At 59.1% G+C, this 16591-nt stretch carries 14 protein-coding genes and 1 tRNA gene; all 15 read right to left on the bottom strand.

Annotated elements, in window-relative coordinates:
• Positions 1 to 123 (bottom strand): GTP-binding protein (locus tag GBM95_RS07765; RefSeq protein WP_264298089.1); only part of this gene is annotated, 123 nt, incomplete at its 3' end.
• A gap of 43 nt (positions 124 to 166) precedes the next feature.
• A complete protein-coding gene (fusA, locus tag GBM95_RS07770) occupies positions 167 to 2269 on the bottom strand; it encodes an elongation factor G (RefSeq protein WP_152158575.1) in 2103 nt (700 codons plus the stop codon).
• A gap of 72 nt (positions 2270 to 2341) precedes the next feature.
• The gene (rpsG, locus tag GBM95_RS07775; RefSeq protein ID WP_139688397.1) at positions 2342 to 2812 is read right to left on the bottom strand and encodes a 30S ribosomal protein S7; all 471 of its coding nucleotides are present in this window, start codon (positions 2810 to 2812) and stop codon (positions 2342 to 2344) included.
• Between the two features lie 163 nt (positions 2813 to 2975).
• Entirely contained in the window at positions 2976 to 3353 is a 378-nt protein-coding gene (rpsL, locus tag GBM95_RS07780; RefSeq protein WP_005434247.1) for a 30S ribosomal protein S12, read from the bottom strand.
• A 319-nt stretch (positions 3354 to 3672) separates the two neighbouring features.
• Positions 3673 to 8031: a DNA-directed RNA polymerase subunit beta' gene (rpoC, locus tag GBM95_RS07785; RefSeq protein WP_152158576.1), complete on the bottom strand. Its 4359-nt coding sequence runs from the start codon at positions 8029 to 8031 to the stop codon at positions 3673 to 3675.
• 17 nt (positions 8032 to 8048) lie between these two features.
• Positions 8049 to 12212: a DNA-directed RNA polymerase subunit beta gene (gene rpoB, locus GBM95_RS07790; RefSeq protein ID WP_152158577.1), complete on the bottom strand. Its 4164-nt coding sequence runs from the start codon at positions 12210 to 12212 to the stop codon at positions 8049 to 8051.
• Between the two features lie 290 nt (positions 12213 to 12502).
• Complete coding sequence (rplL, locus tag GBM95_RS07795) at positions 12503 to 12883, bottom strand: 50S ribosomal protein L7/L12 (RefSeq protein ID WP_152158578.1); 381 nt, start codon at positions 12881 to 12883, stop codon at positions 12503 to 12505.
• A gap of 48 nt (positions 12884 to 12931) precedes the next feature.
• Positions 12932 to 13462: a 50S ribosomal protein L10 gene (gene rplJ, locus GBM95_RS07800; RefSeq protein WP_152158579.1), complete on the bottom strand. Its 531-nt coding sequence runs from the start codon at positions 13460 to 13462 to the stop codon at positions 12932 to 12934.
• A gap of 113 nt (positions 13463 to 13575) precedes the next feature.
• Positions 13576 to 13776, bottom strand: coding sequence for a hypothetical protein (locus tag GBM95_RS07805; RefSeq protein WP_152158580.1), 201 nt, complete (start codon positions 13774 to 13776; stop codon positions 13576 to 13578).
• Positions 13777 to 13956: 180 nt separating this feature from the next.
• Entirely contained in the window at positions 13957 to 14652 is a 696-nt protein-coding gene (gene rplA / locus GBM95_RS07810) for a 50S ribosomal protein L1 (protein ID WP_152158581.1), read from the bottom strand.
• Entirely contained in the window at positions 14653 to 15084 is a 432-nt protein-coding gene (gene rplK / locus GBM95_RS07815) for a 50S ribosomal protein L11 (RefSeq protein WP_139688391.1), read from the bottom strand.
• 136 nt (positions 15085 to 15220) lie between these two features.
• Positions 15221 to 15760, bottom strand: coding sequence for a transcription termination/antitermination protein NusG (nusG, locus tag GBM95_RS07820; RefSeq protein WP_152158582.1), 540 nt, complete (start codon positions 15758 to 15760; stop codon positions 15221 to 15223).
• 24 nt (positions 15761 to 15784) lie between these two features.
• Positions 15785 to 16168 (bottom strand): preprotein translocase subunit SecE, encoded by a 384-nt coding sequence (secE, locus tag GBM95_RS07825; RefSeq protein ID WP_139688389.1) that lies wholly within the window; start codon positions 16166 to 16168, stop codon positions 15785 to 15787.
• A 196-nt stretch (positions 16169 to 16364) separates the two neighbouring features.
• Positions 16365 to 16440: transfer RNA gene (locus tag GBM95_RS07830), tRNA-Trp, on the bottom strand.
• 48 nt (positions 16441 to 16488) lie between these two features.
• Positions 16489 to 16591, bottom strand: a 103-nt coding sequence (locus tag GBM95_RS07835; protein WP_451921330.1) for an EF-Tu C-terminal domain-related protein, incomplete at its 5' end; no start/stop codon positions are given.

Raw genomic sequence — 16591 nt, forward strand, 5'->3', positions numbered from 1 at the left:
GCCGAAGTGCTTCGAGAGAATCGTCGTAATGGCAGCAGTCAGCGTGGTCTTACCATGGTCAACGTGACCAATCGTGCCCACGTTCACATGCGGCTTCTTGCGCTCAAATTTTTCCTTGGCCATATTCAATCCTTGAATGGTTGGGATTTAGGTTATCTGATTGATTTTACTTCGTCTTGTCGGCGATGACAGCTTCAGCGACAGCACGGGGAGCTTCAGCGTAGTGCTTGAACTCCATCGTGTAGGTCGCACGGCCCTGCGTGAGCGAACGAAGCTGGGTGGCGTAGCCGAACATTTCGGCAAGCGGAACCTCAGCCTTGATGCTCTTGGCACCGCCAGGCAGATCTTCCATGCCCTGGATGACGCCGCGACGGGACGACAGATCGCCCATCACATCGCCCATCTTTTCTTCCGGCGTTTCGACTTCAACGGCCATGATCGGCTCGAGGAGGACCGGGTCAGCCTGACGCATACCGTCCTTGAAAGCCATCGAGGCAGCGATCTTGAACGCGTTTTCGTTCGAGTCGACTTCGTGGTACGAACCGAAGTGGAGCGTGACCTTGACGTCAACAACCGGGAAGCCGGCGAGCACGCCAGCCTTCAGGGTGTCTTCAACGCCCTTTTCAACGGCCGGGATGTATTCACGGGGAACCACACCGCCCTTAATGGCGTCGACGAATTCAAAGCCCTTGCCGGGTTCAAGCGGCTCAAGCTTCAGAACGACGTGGCCGTACTGGCCGCGGCCGCCCGACTGCTTGGCAAACTTGCATTCGGCGTTTTCAACGGTCTTGCGGATCGTTTCACGGTAGGCAACCTGGGGCTTGCCGACGGTCGCTTCAACGTTGAACTCGCGGCGCATACGGTCGACGAGAATTTCAAGGTGAAGTTCGCCCATGCCCGAGATGATGGTCTGGCCGGATTCTTCGTCGGTGCGCACGCGGAAGGACGGGTCTTCCTGAGCGAGACGGTTGAGGGCAAGCGCCATCTTTTCCTGGTCAGCCTTGGTCTTGGGCTCAACAGCCTGCGAGATCACGGGTTCCGGGAACTCCATGCGTTCGAGGATGATCGGAGCGTCAAGAGCGCAGAGCGTGTCGCCCGTCGTAACGGACTTCAGGCCCACCGCAGCGGCGATGTCGCCCGATTCGACCATCTTGATTTCCTTACGCTCATTAGCGTGCATCTGGAGCAGACGGCCGATGCGTTCCTTGTTGTCCTTGACGGAGTTGAGAACGGTGTCGCCGGAGTTGAGGATGCCGGAATAAACGCGAAGGAACGTGAGCTGGCCGACGTACGGGTCAGTCATGATCTTGAAGGCAAGCGCGGAGAACGGAGCATCGTCGCTCGCTTCGCGGGTGACTTCCTTGTCGTTCAGGTCGAAGCCCGGAACCGGCGGAATGTCGGTCGGAGCCGGCAGGAACTGCACGACGGCGTCGAGCATGCGCTGCACGCCCTTGTTCTTGAAGGCGGTGCCGCAAAGCATCGGCTGGATTTCGCAGGCGATGGTGCGCTGGCGAAGACCCTTGATCGTTTCCTCTTCGGTAAGGGTGCCTTCCTCGAGGTACTTGTTCATGAGCTCTTCGTTAGCTTCGGCAGCGGCTTCGATCATCTTCTCGCGCCATTCGTTGGCGGAGTCGACGAGTTCAGCGGGGATGTCTTCGTAGGTGAACTTCATGCCCTTCGAAGCTTCGTCCCAAATGATCGCCTTCATCTTGAGAAGGTCAACCACGCCGGCAAAGGTGTCTTCAGCGCCGATCGGAATAACGATGGGCACCGGATGCGCCTGGAGGCGCTTCTGCATCTGGTCGTAGACCTTGAAGAAGTTGGCGCCGGTACGGTCCATCTTGTTGACGAACGCGAGACGGGGCACATGGTACTTGTTCGCCTGACGCCACACCGTTTCGGACTGCGGCTGGACGCCGCCCACGGCGCAGTACACCATGCAGGCGCCGTCGAGGACGCGCATCGAACGTTCCACTTCAACCGTGAAGTCGACGTGGCCCGGGGTGTCGATGATGTTCAGGCGATACGGTTCCCACTGCATCTCCATGCCGCGCCAGAAGCAGGTCGTGGCAGCGGACGTAATGGTGATGCCGCGTTCCTGTTCCTGCTCCATCCAGTCCATCGTCGCAGCGCCGTCATGCACTTCGCCGATCTTGTGGTTGACGCCCGTATAGAACAGGATGCGTTCAGTCGTGGTGGTCTTGCCCGCGTCAATGTGGGCAGAAATACCGATATTGCGATAGCGCGAAATCGGAGTCTGACGAGCCATTTAAGGTTCCTCTCAAAGTTCGCCGCACGAACTCCTTCAGACGGAGCGCCGTGCGGTGGATAAGCGATTCGATTAGAAGCGGAAATGCGAGAAGGCCTTGTTGGCTTCAGCCATACGATGGACCTCATCGCGCTTCTTCACGGCACCGCCGCGATTTTCGCTGGCGTCGAGCAGCTCGCCGGCGAGGCGCTGCGGCATCGACTTTTCAGAGCGGCTCTTGGCCGACTCGCGCAGCCAGCGCATCGCGAGAGCGAGGCGGCGGACCGGACGGACTTCGACCGGGACCTGGTAGTTCGCGCCACCGACGCGGCGGGACTTAACCTCAACCAGCGGACGGACATTGTTGATGGCGTTGTTGAACACTTCCAGAGCGCTCTTGCCGGTCTTTTCTTCGATCTGCGCGAAAGCGCCGTAGACGATGCGTTCTGCAACCGCCTTCTTGCCATCGAGCATGATCACATTGATGAACTTGGTAACTTCAACGCTGCCGAACTTCGGATCCGGCAGAATTTCGCGCTTAGGTACTTCGCGACGACGGGGCATTTGAATTCCTCTTTCGATACTTCAGTCTTGTACGTTCTGCGTTCCCCAACCGGGGCGAGCCGTACATTTGGATTGATTTTGCGGACTAAGCGTCCGCGACTTACTCGGTCCGGGAAACCGTTTTCCCATGACCGTTCGCCTGCGGCAGATGCCGCGAAGCCTATTAGGCCGCCTTCGGGCGCTTCGCGCCGTACTTGGAGCGGGCCTGCTTGCGGTCCTTGACGCCCTGGGTATCCAGAGAGCCGCGCACGATGTGATAACGCACGCCAGGAAGGTCCTTCACACGGCCGCCGCGGATGAGCACAACAGAGTGCTCCTGCAGGTTGTGGCCTTCACCACCGATGTAGGAAATGACTTCAAAGCCGTTGGTGAGGCGCACCTTGGCGACCTTACGCAGAGCGGAGTTCGGCTTCTTCGGGGTCGTGGTGTACACACGAGTGCAAACGCCGCGCTTCTGCGGGCAGTTCTTAAGAGCCGGGCTCTTGCTCTTATCGTGCGTGAGCTCACGAGGCTTGCGAACAAGCTGGTTAATAGTAGGCATATCGTCCGTCTAAATTGTTAAGAGCGCCCCTATCAAAAAATAAAGAGACGCTGTTGTTTAACCGTCTTCAGTTTCCTATTCTCCCCGAACAGCTTACTCTCAGAGGGATTTCGCTGTATAAACCGAGGGATTCAGGACCCTGAAAGCAGGTGATTGTCGTTCAGATTGCTCCGGAGTGTCAAGCCAAAGCGATGGAAAAACAAAAAAGAACGGTCCGGACTCCCTTCTCTTACGAGAATGCGGAATCCGGACCGTTCTTTCTCTTCGCAATAAGCCGGCGGCTCTAAAGCTGTCGGCTTATCGCGAATTTGCGCTGCAATCAGGAGGCAGGCTGCTCGTCGGCTTCGGCGGGCTTCTTCGGAGCCTTCTCTTCTTCCACAACAGCTTCCTTGTGGTCGAAGGCAGCGAACGGATTGACTGCGGGCTTTTCGGCCGCTTCAGACATTTCCTCTTCAACTTCCTGCTGCGCCGCTGCGGCTTCGCCTTCAGGGAGCGGTTCGTCGAAAGCCTGAGTTTCACGCTCGAGACGTTCTGCCAGCTCCTGCGCCTTATGCGCCTGATGATAGGCAAGACCCGTACCGGCAGGAATCAGACGGCCGACAATCACGTTTTCCTTCAGGCCGCGCAGATCGTCGCGCTTGCCCATGATGGCGGCTTCGGTAAGCACGCGGGTCGTTTCCTGGAAGGAAGCAGCCGAAATGAAGCTGTCCGTCGAGAGAGACGCCTTCGTAATGCCGAGGAGCACGTTTTCATAGGTGGCGGGACGCTTGCCGAGCGCAGTGACGCGATCGTTTTCGTCGAGCATCTCGGAACGCTCAACCTGTTCGCCCTGAATGAAGTGCGTATCGCCCGGATCAGCAATCTGGACGCGGCGCAGCATCTGACGAACGATCACTTCAATGTGCTTGTCGTTGATCTTCACGCCCTGCAGACGATAAACGTCCTGCACTTCGTCAACGATGTAGCGAGCGAGCTCTTCAATGCCGAGGAGGCGAAGGATGTCGTGCGGATCAACCGGTCCGTCGACGATTTCTTCACCCTTCTGAACGACCTGACCGTCGTGGACGAGAACCGTCTTGTCCTTGCTGATCAGCGTTTCATGCGCATTGCCTTCCTGATCGGTAATGATGAGGCGCTGCTTGCCCTTCGTTTCCTTGCCGAAAGTGACCGTACCGGTAACTTCTGCAAGCATGCCGGCATCCTTCGGGCTGCGGGCTTCGAAAAGTTCCGCAACGCGCGGCAGACCGCCCGTAATATCACGGGTCTTCTGCGATTCCGTCGGGATGCGGGCGAGCACCTCGCCCATGCCGATATCCTGACCGTCGCGGACGACCACGAAGGCGCCCACCGGCAGCTGAATCGTCACAGCGTGGTCCGTGCCCGGAATCTTCACCTCGGAGCCGTCCTCATTGAGGAGGTGCACCAAGGGGCGAAGAATGCCTGCAGCGCTCGCCTTGCCGCCCTTGCCCGCCGTCTTCTTCGGGTCAATGACGACGAGGCTCGAAAGGCCCGTCACTTCGTCGACCTGATTCATCACGGTGACGTTTTCGATCACGTTTTCGAACTTAACGCGACCGGCGTACTCCGTAATAATCGGACGGGTCATCGGATCCCAGGTAGCGAGCTGCTGGCCGGCCTTGATCGTCTGATCGGCCTTCACAAGAAGCGTCGAACCGTAAGGAACCTTATGGCGTTCGCGTTCGCGGCCGTGGTCGACAACCACAATTTCGCCCGAACGGGAAATAACCACCAGCTCGCCCTTCGAGGACTTGACGAAGCGCATGGCCGGGCTGAAGGTCACCGTACCGGCGGACTTCGCCTCAACGCTCGAAGCAACGGCAGCACGCGAAGCCGCGCCGCCGATGTGGAACGTACGCATCGTGAGCTGCGTGCCCGGTTCGCCAATCGACTGAGCAGCGATGACGCCGACGGATTCACCGGCGTTGACCAGCGTGCCGCGGCCGAGATCGCGGCCGTAGCACTTGGCGCAGAGGCCGTAGCGCGTATCGCAGGTGAGCGGCGTGCGGACCTTCACCATGTCGATGCCGAGTTCGTCGAGCTTGTCGCAGGCGCGTTCGTCGAGCAGCGTGCCGGCAGCAAGAACAACCTCGTGCGTATCCGGGTTGACAACGTCGGTCGCCGTCACGCGGCCGAGGACTCGGTCGCGCAGGGCCTGAATAACTTCACCGCCTTCAACGAGGGCGCGCATCTCAACGCCGCGGGTCGTGTGGCAGTCGTCTTCAACCACCACGAGATCCTGCGTAACGTCGACGAGGCGACGCGTAAGGTAGCCGGAGTTCGCGGTCTTCAGAGCCGTATCCGCGAGGCCCTTACGGGCGCCGTGGGTCGAAATGAAGTACTGCAGAACGTTAAGGCCTTCACGGAAGTTCGCCGTAATCGGCGTTTCAATGATGGAGCCGTCAGGCTTGGCCATCAGGCCGCGCATGCCGGCGAGCTGACGAATCTGCGCTGCGGAACCGCGGGCGCCCGAGTCAGCCATCATGTAGACGCTGTTGAAGGATTCCTGGGAAACCTTGTGGCCGTGACGATCGATCGTGGGCTCGGACGAGAGCTCCTGCATCATCACCTTGCCCACCTGGTCCGACGTGCGGCCCCAGATGTCGACCACCTTGTTGTAGCGTTCGCCCTGAGTGACGAGGCCCGAGGTGTACTGCGCCTCAATTTCCTTCACTTCCTGCTCGGCGGCGCGAACGAGGCCTTCCTTCTGAGCGGGGACCTTCATGTCGCCCACGCAGATCGAAATGCCGGCACGCGTCGAGAGGCGGTAGCCGTTGTCCTTGAGCTTGTCGGCGAAGATCACCGTCGCGCGCAGACCGCAGAGGCGGAAGCAGCGGTTGATGAGCTTGGCGATTTCCTTCTTCTTGAGGGTGATGTTGAGCTCCTTGAAGCTCATGCCTTCAGGAAGGATTTCCGAGAGGAGCGCACGGCCGACGGACGTCTCGTAGCGGACGATCTTCGGGGTCTTCTCACCGGTTTCGCGATTGAGCTCGTATTCCTTGATTCGGACCGTGCAGCGCGTCTGCAGTTCGACGACGCCGTTGTCCCAGGCGCGCTGAACCTCAGCGACGTCCGAGAAGAACATGCCTTCGCCCTTGCCGTTGATCTTTTCGCGGGTCGCGTAGTAAAGACCAAGCACCATGTCCTGAGACGGCACGATCGAGGGATCGCCGTTAGCCGGGAAGAGGACATTGTTCGAGCTCATCATCAGTCCGCGAGCCTCGAGCTGAGCTTCGAGAGAAAGCGGAACGTGAATAGCCATCTGGTCGCCGTCGAAGTCGGCGTTGAAGGCCGCGCAGACGAGCGGATGGAGCTGCATCGCCTTGCCTTCGATCAGCTTCGGCTCAAAGGCCTGAATGCCGAGTCGGTGCAGCGTAGGCGCACGGTTGAGCATGACCGGGTGCTCGAAGATCACTTCCTCGAGGATGTCCCAGACCACGGCTTCCTGGTTCTCGACCATCTTCTTCGCAGCCTTCGGCGTGGGCGCAAGGCCGCGCAGAACGAGCTTATTGAAGATGAAGGGCTTGAAGAGCTCGAGCGCCATCAGCTTAGGCACGCCGCACTGGTGCAGGCGCAGTTCCGGACCCACCGTAATCACGGAACGGCCGGAGTAGTCGACGCGCTTGCCGAGCAGGTTCTGACGGAAGCGGCCGGACTTGCCCTTGATCATGTCGGCGAGCGACTTGAGCGGGCGCTTGTTGGCGCCGGTCATCGCCTTGCCGCGGCGGCCGTTGTCGAGGAGCGAGTCCACGGCTTCCTGGAGCATGCGCTTTTCATTGCGCACGATGATGTCCGGAGCCTTGATTTCAAGGAGACGCTTCAGGCGGTTGTTGCGGTTGATGACGCGGCGATAGAGATCATTAAGATCCGAGGTCGCAAAGCGGCCGCCGTCGAGCGCGACGAGCGGACGGAGATCCGGCGGAAGCACCGGAAGAACCGTCATGATCATCCATTCAGGCTTGATGCCCGAACGCTGGAAGCCTTCAAGAACCTTGAGACGCTTGGCGAACTTCTTGATCTTCGCTTCCGAAGCCGTGTTGGCGAGCTCGTCGCGAAGACGGGCAACTTCCGAGTCGATGTCAATCGTGCGAAGGAGTTCGCCGATCGCTTCAGCGCCCATCATGGCCTTGAAGTCGTCGCCGAATTCAGCCGTCTTCTGGATGAACTCCTCTTCATTGAGGAGCTGGCCGCGCTCGAGCGTCGAAAGGCCCGGATCAACAACGATGTAGGCTTCGAAGTAAAGCACGCGCTCGATGTCGCGAAGCGGAATATCGAGCACCATGCCCATGCGCGACGGCAGGCTCTTGAGGAACCAGATGTGCGCCACCGGGCTCGCAAGGTCAATGTGGCCCATGCGTTCACGGCGCACCTTGGCGAGCGTCACTTCAACGCCGCACTTTTCGCAGATGACGCCGCGGTTCTTAAGGCGCTTGTACTTGCCGCAAAGGCATTCGTAGTCCTTCACCGGCCCGAAGATCTTCGCGCAGAAAAGACCGTCGCGCTCAGGCTTCTGAGTGCGGTAGTTGATCGTCTCCGGCTTCTTGACTTCGCCGTAGGACCAGGAGTGGATCTTTTCAGGGCTGGCAAGACCGATGCGGATGGCATCGAAATGCTCGTCCTTGTGGACCTGGTTGAAAATGTCATTAAGCGCAGAATTCATTTCGCTTAAATCCTCTCTTAGTTCTTGACGAGGTCGATGTCGATGCCGAGCGACCGGATTTCCTTCACGAGCACGTTGAAGGATTCGGGCATGCCCGCTTCAATCTTGTGCTCGCCCTTGACGATGTTTTCATAGACCTTCGTGCGGCCGTTGACATCGTCGGACTTGACGGTAAGCATTTCCTGCAGCACGTAAGCCGCACCGTAGGCTTCGAGCGCCCAGACTTCCATTTCGCCGAAGCGCTGGCCGCCGAACTGCGCCTTGCCGCCCAGAGGCTGCTGCGTGACGAGAGAGTACGGGCCAGTGGAGCGCGCGTGCATCTTGTCGTCGACGAGGTGGTGCAGCTTGAGGTAGTGCATGTAGCCCACAGTCACAGGACGCTCGAAAGCATCACCCGTACGGCCGTCATAGAGGGTCGCCTGGGTCTTCGAGGGCGTGAGCTGCAGACGAGCGGCTTCCTCATCCGGGAAAGCGAGGTCGAGCATCATGCGGATCTGCTCTTCCGTAGCACCGTCAAAGACCGGCGTGGCGAACGGAACGCCGTTCTGCAGGTTGCGGGCCATGCGCATGAGTTCCTCATCCGTAAGGCTGTCGAGATCCTCGTGCTTGCCGGTACGGTTGTAGACCTCATTGAGGAACGCACGGATCTGACGGATCTGCTCGGTCTTGAGCATCTGCTCAATGCGCCAGCCGATGCCCTTGGCGGCCCAGCCGAGGTGAACTTCAAGCACCTGACCGATGTTCATGCGCGACGGCACGCCGAGCGGATTAAGAACGATGTCGGCGGGACGACCGTCGGCCATGTACGGCATATCTTCAACCGGGCAGATCTTGGAGACCACGCCCTTGTTGCCGTGACGGCCGGCCATCTTGTCGCCGGGCTGCAGACGACGGCGTTCGGCGATGTACACCTTCACCATCTTGAGCACGCCCGGGGGCAGTTCGTCGCCGCGCGTAAGCTTGTCGTTCTTGATGTCGTACTTGCGGGAATTGTCTTCGCGCGTGTGCTCGATCGCCTGCTTCGTGAGATCGATGTAGTGCTGAGCGGATTCCTCTTCCATGCGCAGGTCAAAGAGATCGTAGCCCTGCATGGTGGCGAGGAATTCGGGCGTCAGCACGCAGTCGGCGGGGAGGCCCTCGAGCTTCATCGTGCTCACGACCTTGTGGCCGGCGAGCTGACGACGCAGACGGTCGAAGGAGTCGCGTTCCACAATGCGCAGCTGGTCGTCAAGATCGCGGCGATAACGCTTGAGCGCCTCGGCAATGATGCTTTCAGCACGCTTGTCGCGCTTCACGCCGTCGCGGGTGAAGACCTGCACGTCGATAACCGTGCCGGTCATGCCGGACGGAACGCGCAGCGACGTATCCTTCACATCCGAAGCCTTCTCGCCGAAGATCACGCGCAGGAGCTTCTCTTCCGGCGTGAGCTGGGTTTCGCCCTTCGGCGTCACTTTGCCGACGAGCACGTCGCCGGCCTTGACTTCGGCGCCGATGAAGACGATGCCGGAATCATCAAGACGGGAGAGCTGGTTTTCCGAGAGGTTCGAAATGTCGCGGGTGATTTCCTCAGGCCCGAGCTTCGTGTCGCGCGAAACAACCGAAAGCTCCTCGATGTGGATCGAGGTGTAGCGGTCGTCGGCAACCACGCGCTCGCTGATAAGCACCGAGTCTTCGTAGTTGTAGCCGTTCCACGGCATGAACGCGATCAGCATGTTCTGGCCGAGGGCGAGTTCGCCCGTATCGGTCGAAGCGCCGTCGGCGAGCACGTCGCCCACAGCCACGCGATCGCCCTTCACAACGATCGGACGCTGATTGATGTTGGTCGACTGGTTGGAACGGGTGAACTTCTGCAGGTTGTAGATGTCCACGCCCGTTTCACCGGCAACCGATTCCTCATCGTTCACGCGGATAACCACGCGGTTGGCGTCGACATAGTCGACAACGCCGCCGCGGCGCGCCTGGACGGCCGTCTTCGAGTCGACGGCCACCGTGCGTTCGATGCCCGTACCGACGACAGGCTTTTCCGGACGCAGGCAGGGCACGCCCTGACGCTGCATGTTCGCGCCCATCAGAGCACGGTTCGCGTCATCGTGTTCAAGGAACGGAATCAGAGCGGCAGCGCAGGAAACAATCTGCGCCGGCGCAACGTCCATGTACTGAATGCGTTCGGGCGAGGCAAGAATCGTTTCGCCGTTGTCGCGGGCGGAAACGAGTTCCTGCGTAAGGCGGCCGTGATCATCCATCTCGGCGTTGGCCTGAGCGATGATGTACTTGCCTTCCTCAATGGCGGAAAGGTAGTGAATTTCCTTCGTCGCCACGCCGTCGACAACCTTGCGGTACGGCGTTTCAAGGAAGCCGTACTCGTTGAGGCGCGCATAAAGAGCGAGCGAATTAATAAGGCCGATGTTCGGACCTTCAGGCGTTTCAATCGGGCAGACGCGACCGTAGTGGGTCGAGTGCACGTCGCGCACTTCAAAGCCGGCGCGCTCGCGCGTCAGACCGCCAGGACCGAGAGCGGAAATACGGCGCTTATGCGTGATTTCCGAGAGCGGGTTCGTCTGGTCCATGAACTGCGAGAGCTGGCTCGAACCGAAGAACTCGCGGATCGCGGCCGAGATGGGCTTCGAATTGATCAGATCCTGCGGCGTAAGGCCGTCGCTTTCGGCCTGGTTGAGGCGTTCCTTGACGGCACGCTCAACGCGCACGAGGCCGGCGCGGAACTGATTCTCGGCGAGTTCGCCGACGCAGCGGACGCGGCGGTTGCCGAGGTGGTCGATGTCGTCGACGCCGTTCACCGGGCAAATGCGCTTTTCACCCTTTTCGTCGACGAGCTCGACGTCGTCCTGACCGTTGCGAAGCGCAACGAGAAGCGCCATCGTGTCAACGATGTCTTCCTTCGTAAGCGTGCGGGCGCCTTCGGCAGAGGGACGGCCGAAACGGGCGTTGACCTTCATGCGGCCGACGCGCGACAGATCGTACGCATCAGCATCAAAGAAGAGGCGGTCGAAGAGCGTCTCAACCGCTTCTTCCGTGGGCGGTTCGCCCGGACGCATCATGCGGTAGATGGCAACACGGGCGGAGAACTGATCCGGCGTGTCGTCAAGGCGCAGCGTGTTGGAAATATAAGCGCCGTGATCGAGCTCATTCGTAAAGAGCGTCTCGATCTTGCGCACGCGGGAGACGCGCAGGTGCTCGAGCGTCGCTTCCGTGATTTCCTCATTGGCCTGAGCAATGACTTCGCCCGTCTGCGCGTCGACAATGTTCTTCGCAAGAACGCGCCCGAGGAGGTAGTCGTCGGGGACGGCGATCGTCGTCACGCCGGCCTTCGAAATGTCGCGCAGATGCTTGGCAGTAATGCGCTTGTCATGCGGAACGATGACCTTGCCTTCGCCGTCCGTAATGTCGAACGACATCGTCTGGCCCTTAAGTCGTTCAGGGACGACAGGGAGCTTCGCTCCGCTCTTGAGAAGCTGGAAGCTGTCGAAAGCGAAGAAGCGCGCGAGGATGTCCTCGACCGAATAGCCGATGGCCTTCAGGAGGATCGTGCCGGGCATCTTGCGGCGGCGGTCGACGCGGAAGTAAAGGATGTCCTTGGCGTCGAATTCGAAGTCAAGCCACGAACCGCGGTAGGGAATAACGCGAGCCGAGAAGAGGAGCTTGCCCGACGAATGGGTCTTGCCCTTGTCATGCTCGAAGAAGATGCCGGGAGAACGGTGCAGCTGGGAAACGATGACGCGTTCCGTGCCGTTCACAATGAACGAACCCTTTTCCGTCATCAGGGGGATTTCGCCCATGTAGACGTCGTTCTCACGGATTTCCTTGATCGTTTCCGGCTGAGCGGCTTCGCGATCATAGATTTCAAGACGGATCTTGGCGCGAAGACGCGAGCAGTAGGTAAGACCGCGCAGCTGGCACTCAGCCACGTCGAACTCAGGTTCGGCGAGGTTGTAGCCAGCGAATCTCAGACGGGCGTAACCATTGTTGCTCGTGATCGGGAAGATCGAAGTGAAGGCGGCCTGAAGGCCGAGATTGCTGCTGCGCGCAGCGGGCTTCACGTTGGCCTGCAGGAAGTCTTCGTACGAACGAAGCTGAATATCAAGCAGGGAAGGCACTTCAAGGACGCTCGGGCGAGAGGCGAAGCTCTTGCGGATGCGCTTCTTTTCAGTGAACGAGTACGACATGTAGACTCCGTTCGACATTAGGAATGAACCGGGAGAAGTCGGCTCTTGATGAGATAAAAAAGGGGAGACGCCGAAAAGCCGCTCGGCACTTCAGACTTTCAACTGGTCTGAGTCCGCGCGGCGCGCAATAACAGATTGTCTGCTGGAAAGACGATTCATCAAGGTAAAGACTTTGATCTGATTTTCTCATGGATCACAAAAGAAAAACAGATCAAAGCCTCCTTGCGGAGGCTTTGAGTTGCGGCGGACGCCCGGAGGCATCCGCACGCACTGGTGTATCCAAGTAAATATTACTTGAGAACGACCTTGGCGCCAGCCTCTTCGAGCTTCTTGGCAGCGGCTTCGGCGTCAGCCTTCGGGAGGCCTTCCTTAACAGCCTTCGGAGCGCCTTCGACGAGGTCCTTGGCTTCCTTGAGGCCGAGGCCCGTGAGTTCACGGACAGCCTTAATGCAGGCGATCTTGTTCGAGCCGGCGGCTTCGAGAACGACGTCAAATTCGGTCTTTTCTTCAGCAGCGGCGCCACCAGCGGCAGCACCCGGGGCGGCCACAGCGACAGCGGCGGCAGCAGCGGAAACACCGAACTTCTCTTCCATCATCTTGATGAGTTCAGAGATTTCGAGGACGGTCTTGGACGCGATTGCGTCAAGGATTTCTTCATTGGTAAGGGCCATTTTTAGCTCCGTATTACGTAGTGTTTAAATTTTGAAAGGTGATTGGGATCAGGCAGCGGCCTGTTCCTTGGCATCGCGCACAGCGGCCACGGTGCGTACGAAGCGCGCCGGAACCTCGTTGATGGTGCGGACGAACTTCGCGATCGGCTCGTTCATCGTCGCCATCAACTTGGCAAGGAGTTCGTCGCGGCTCGGCATCGAGGCGAGCTGCTTGACGGCTTCCACGTCCATGACGTAGTTGGCCATCGCACCGCCCTTAACGACGAGCTTTTCGTTGTCCTTGGCGAAGTTGACGAGAACCTTGGCCACAGCGACCGGGTCGGCGGAGAAGCCGTAGACGAGCGGACCAGCAAACTGGTCAGCAAGTCCGGCAAACCCCGTGCCTTCCACGGCGCGGCGAACCAGAGTGTTCTTGACAACACGCAGCGTCACGCCATTCTTGCGCGCTTCAGCGCGCAGCTTCGTGACGGCCTGTACGGTCAGCCCACGGTATTCGGCGATGACCATCGCGGACGAATTCGAAACAACTTCCGAAATCTCCGCAATGACTGCCGCCTTGTCTTCACGATTAAGACCCATGGTCTGGCTCCACTCAGAGACGTCAGCCTTGCGGCCGACGCCGGTTGCGATTAACCGGCAACCTTCTGAGAGCTTGACTTCTGTCGGAAGTGATGCATCCCTTATTAGGACAATCACTTTGCAAACACGACGCAATGTCTCTCTTCGGTGCCGTCTGCGCTGGACCTCTTGTCGGCAACCGCATTTTCGAGCGGAAGAAGCTTGAAAAGCGGCTCAAGAGAATTAAAAGCGGGACTTCCCCGGACATCTGTTTCTTCCGTGTCCGGCGGAAACTGGCGCTCTCCAGCGGTCTTTGACAGCAGTTCAGCCTTCACCAGCCTTTCCGGCCGGGTTCGGGCTGAACCACCCAAAGCCCTTGAGGCTTCACAGCCTCAGCGGAAATCATTCGACTTCCGGGCATCCCCGCTGACGGGGTTCGCTCGAGCGGCGCCAGATTCTGATGGAATCCGCGCCGCCTGGCGCACTACAGGAGTGCCGCTCCTGGAAAAGTTGTATTACGCGTTGATGGTGCCGGCATCAATGCGAAGGCCCGGGCCCATCGTCGAGGAGACAGAGATCTTGCAGAGATACTGACCCTTCGAGGAGGCGGGCTTGAGCTTCGTGAGCTGATCGACGAGCGCGGCGAGGTTCGTGCGCAGACGTTCGGCTTCGAAGGAAGCGCGGCCGATCGGCGCATGAATGATGCCGGCCTTGTCGGCGCGGAACTGGACCTGACCAGCCTTGGCGTTCTTGACAGCCTGAGCGACGTTCGGCGTGACCGTGCCGACCTTGGGGTTCGGCATGAGGCCGCGCGGGCCGAGGATCTGGCCGAGCTGGCCGACAACGCGCATGGCATCCGGCGAAGCGATCACGACGTCAAAGTCGAGTTCACCAGCCTTAACCTTGGCGGCGAGGTCGTCGAAACCGACGATATCAGCACCGGCAGCGCGGGCTTCATCGGCCTTGGCGCCCTGCGTGAAGACGGCGACGCGGACAGTCTTGCCCGTGCCTTCCGGCATCACGACAGCGCCGCGGACGGCCTGGTCGGACTTGCGGGGATCGATGCCGAGCTGAATGGCAACGTCCACGGATTCGTCAAACTTGGCGGTCGCGTTGGCGCGAACGATGTTGAAGGCATCAAGAGCGGGATAGGCCTTGCCGGCTTCAATCTTGCCCTGGAACGCCTGCTGACGCTTCGTAAGCTTAGCCATTTAGAGACCCTCCACAATGATGCCCATCGAACGAGCGGAACCCGCGATCGTACGAACAGCGGCATCCAGATCAGCAGCCGTAAGATCCGGCTCCTTGGTCTTGGCGATCTCTTCGGCCTGAGCGCGCGTGATCTTGCCCACCTTGTCCGTGTGCGGACGCGAAGAACCCTTCTGAATCTTGGCCGCCTTCTTGATGAGGATGGTGGCCGGGGGGGTCTTCATGATGAACGTGAAGCTCTTGTCAGCGTACGCAGTGATCACGACCGGGATCGGAAGACCAGCTTCCATGCCCTGCGTCTTCGCGTTGAACGCCTTGCAGAACTCCATGATGTTCAGGCCGCGCTGACCGAGAGCCGGGCCGATTGGGGGCGAGGGGTTAGCCTTGCCGGCAGGAACCTGCAGCTTAATAAAGCCGACGATTTTCTTTGCCATTTGGCGTAAATTCCTATTGGGTTCAAACGCCCTGCTTAATCCATTCGGATCAGCGGGCTCCCCAGTTGGTTAAACGAGAGAAGCGCGACTATACACCTCAGTTTTTTGAGGTGCAACCGCTTTCCCCAAAAAATTTTTAGATCTTCTCAACTTCGTTGAAGGCGAGATCAACCGGCGTGTCGCGACCGAAGATCGAAACAAACACGTTGAGGCGGCTCTTGTCGTAATCGACAACTTCCACGCGGCCGGTGAAGTCCTTGAAGGCGCCCGACTTGACGCGCACCATTTCTCCCACCTCGAATTCAATCTTCGGACGGGGCTTCTCGGCGCTCGTTTCAGCAGCATTCAGAATGTTGCTCACTTCCGCGGGCGAGAGCATGACGGGATTGTTGTTCCCGAGGAACTCAATCACGCGCGGCGTGCTGTTGACCAGATGCCACGTGGCATCGTTCATTTCCATCTGAATGAAGACGTAGCCCGGGTACATGCGGCGCTCGGTCGTCATCTTGCGCCCGTTGCGCACTTCGTGAACCTTCTCAATCGGAAGCAGCACTTCGCCGAAGCTGTCGCGAAGAGGACCGCTCTGAGCAATACGCTCCTCCAGAGCATTCTTCACGCTCTTTTCCATAGAGGAGTAAACATGGAGCGTGTACCAGTGCATATTGTCGTTAGCCATGGCTCATCCCTTCCAAACTGTCGATTAGAGCGAGAGACGAAGGAGGACGTCGTAAAGCCCCCATTCGATGATCATGTCGCAGAAGAAAAGAAAGAAGGCGATGATGACCACAAAAGCCATCACCAGGCCCGTCGTATTGAGCGTTTCCTTGCGGGTCGGCCAAACGACGCGGCGCAGCTCTTCATAGGACTGCTGACCGTATGCAAGGAAGCGCTTTCCGGAAGGAGAAAGCCAGGCAATGATCAGCGCGAGGACCAGTCCGCCGCAAAGGGCGCCCAGGCGCACCGCCAGAGCCTGTTCGGAGAGGAGCGCAAAGGCAACTACCCCGCCGAGAGCGCAGAGCGCGGCCAGCGTCACAAGGACGAGATCGCTCTTGCTCGAGGCGGTTTCAACTTCTTGAGTGCTCATGAATTGAATCCAGATCTCCCGCACCTGCGCATTGGGCTCCCTTGAGCCCATGATTAATGCCTTCTGGCGGGACTTGACGAAAAATAGCAGATGATTTTACCGGCATTTCATTTTCGATGCATTGCCAATGACCGGTTTTTCTTCCGCGCAAGAGAAAAGCCAAGCTGGATTACCCAACTTGGCTTTTCTTGTTTTTTGGCAGGGGCAGAAGGAATCGAACCCTCAACCTACGGTTTTGGAGACCGTCGCTCTGCCGATTGAGCTATGCCCCTGTCTTCCCTTCAGGTCAAGCTTGAAGCTCGACCTTCAGGAGGTGATCATTACTCGATGATCTGGGCAACGACGCCGGCGCCGACCGTGTGGCCGCCTTCGCGAATAGCGAAGCGCAGACCCTGTTCCATGGCGATCGGGCAGATCAGCTTC

The organism is Sutterella seckii (genome assembly GCF_009183815.1).
Taxonomy (GTDB): domain Bacteria; phylum Pseudomonadota; class Gammaproteobacteria; order Burkholderiales; family Burkholderiaceae_F; genus Sutterella; species Sutterella seckii.

Coding starts and splice junctions, on each gene's coding strand:
- fusA (WP_152158575.1), bottom strand. CDS start 2,269: ATGGCTCGTCAGACTCCGATTTCGCGCTATCGCAATATCGGTATTTCT.
- rpsG (WP_139688397.1), bottom strand. CDS start 2,812: ATGCCCCGTCGTCGCGAAGTACCTAAGCGCGAAATTCTGCCGGATCCG.
- rpsL (WP_005434247.1), bottom strand. CDS start 3,353: ATGCCTACTATTAACCAGCTTGTTCGCAAGCCTCGTGAGCTCACGCAC.
- rpoC (WP_152158576.1), bottom strand. CDS start 8,031: ATGAATTCTGCGCTTAATGACATTTTCAACCAGGTCCACAAGGACGAG.
- rpoB (WP_152158577.1), bottom strand. CDS start 12,212: ATGTCGTACTCGTTCACTGAAAAGAAGCGCATCCGCAAGAGCTTCGCC.
- rplL (WP_152158578.1), bottom strand. CDS start 12,883: ATGGCCCTTACCAATGAAGAAATCCTTGACGCAATCGCGTCCAAGACC.
- rplJ (WP_152158579.1), bottom strand. CDS start 13,462: ATGGGTCTTAATCGTGAAGACAAGGCGGCAGTCATTGCGGAGATTTCG.
- rplA (WP_152158581.1), bottom strand. CDS start 14,652: ATGGCTAAGCTTACGAAGCGTCAGCAGGCGTTCCAGGGCAAGATTGAA.
- rplK (WP_139688391.1), bottom strand. CDS start 15,084: ATGGCAAAGAAAATCGTCGGCTTTATTAAGCTGCAGGTTCCTGCCGGC.
- nusG (WP_152158582.1), bottom strand. CDS start 15,760: ATGGCTAACGACAATATGCACTGGTACACGCTCCATGTTTACTCCTCT.
- secE (WP_139688389.1), bottom strand. CDS start 16,168: ATGAGCACTCAAGAAGTTGAAACCGCCTCGAGCAAGAGCGATCTCGTC.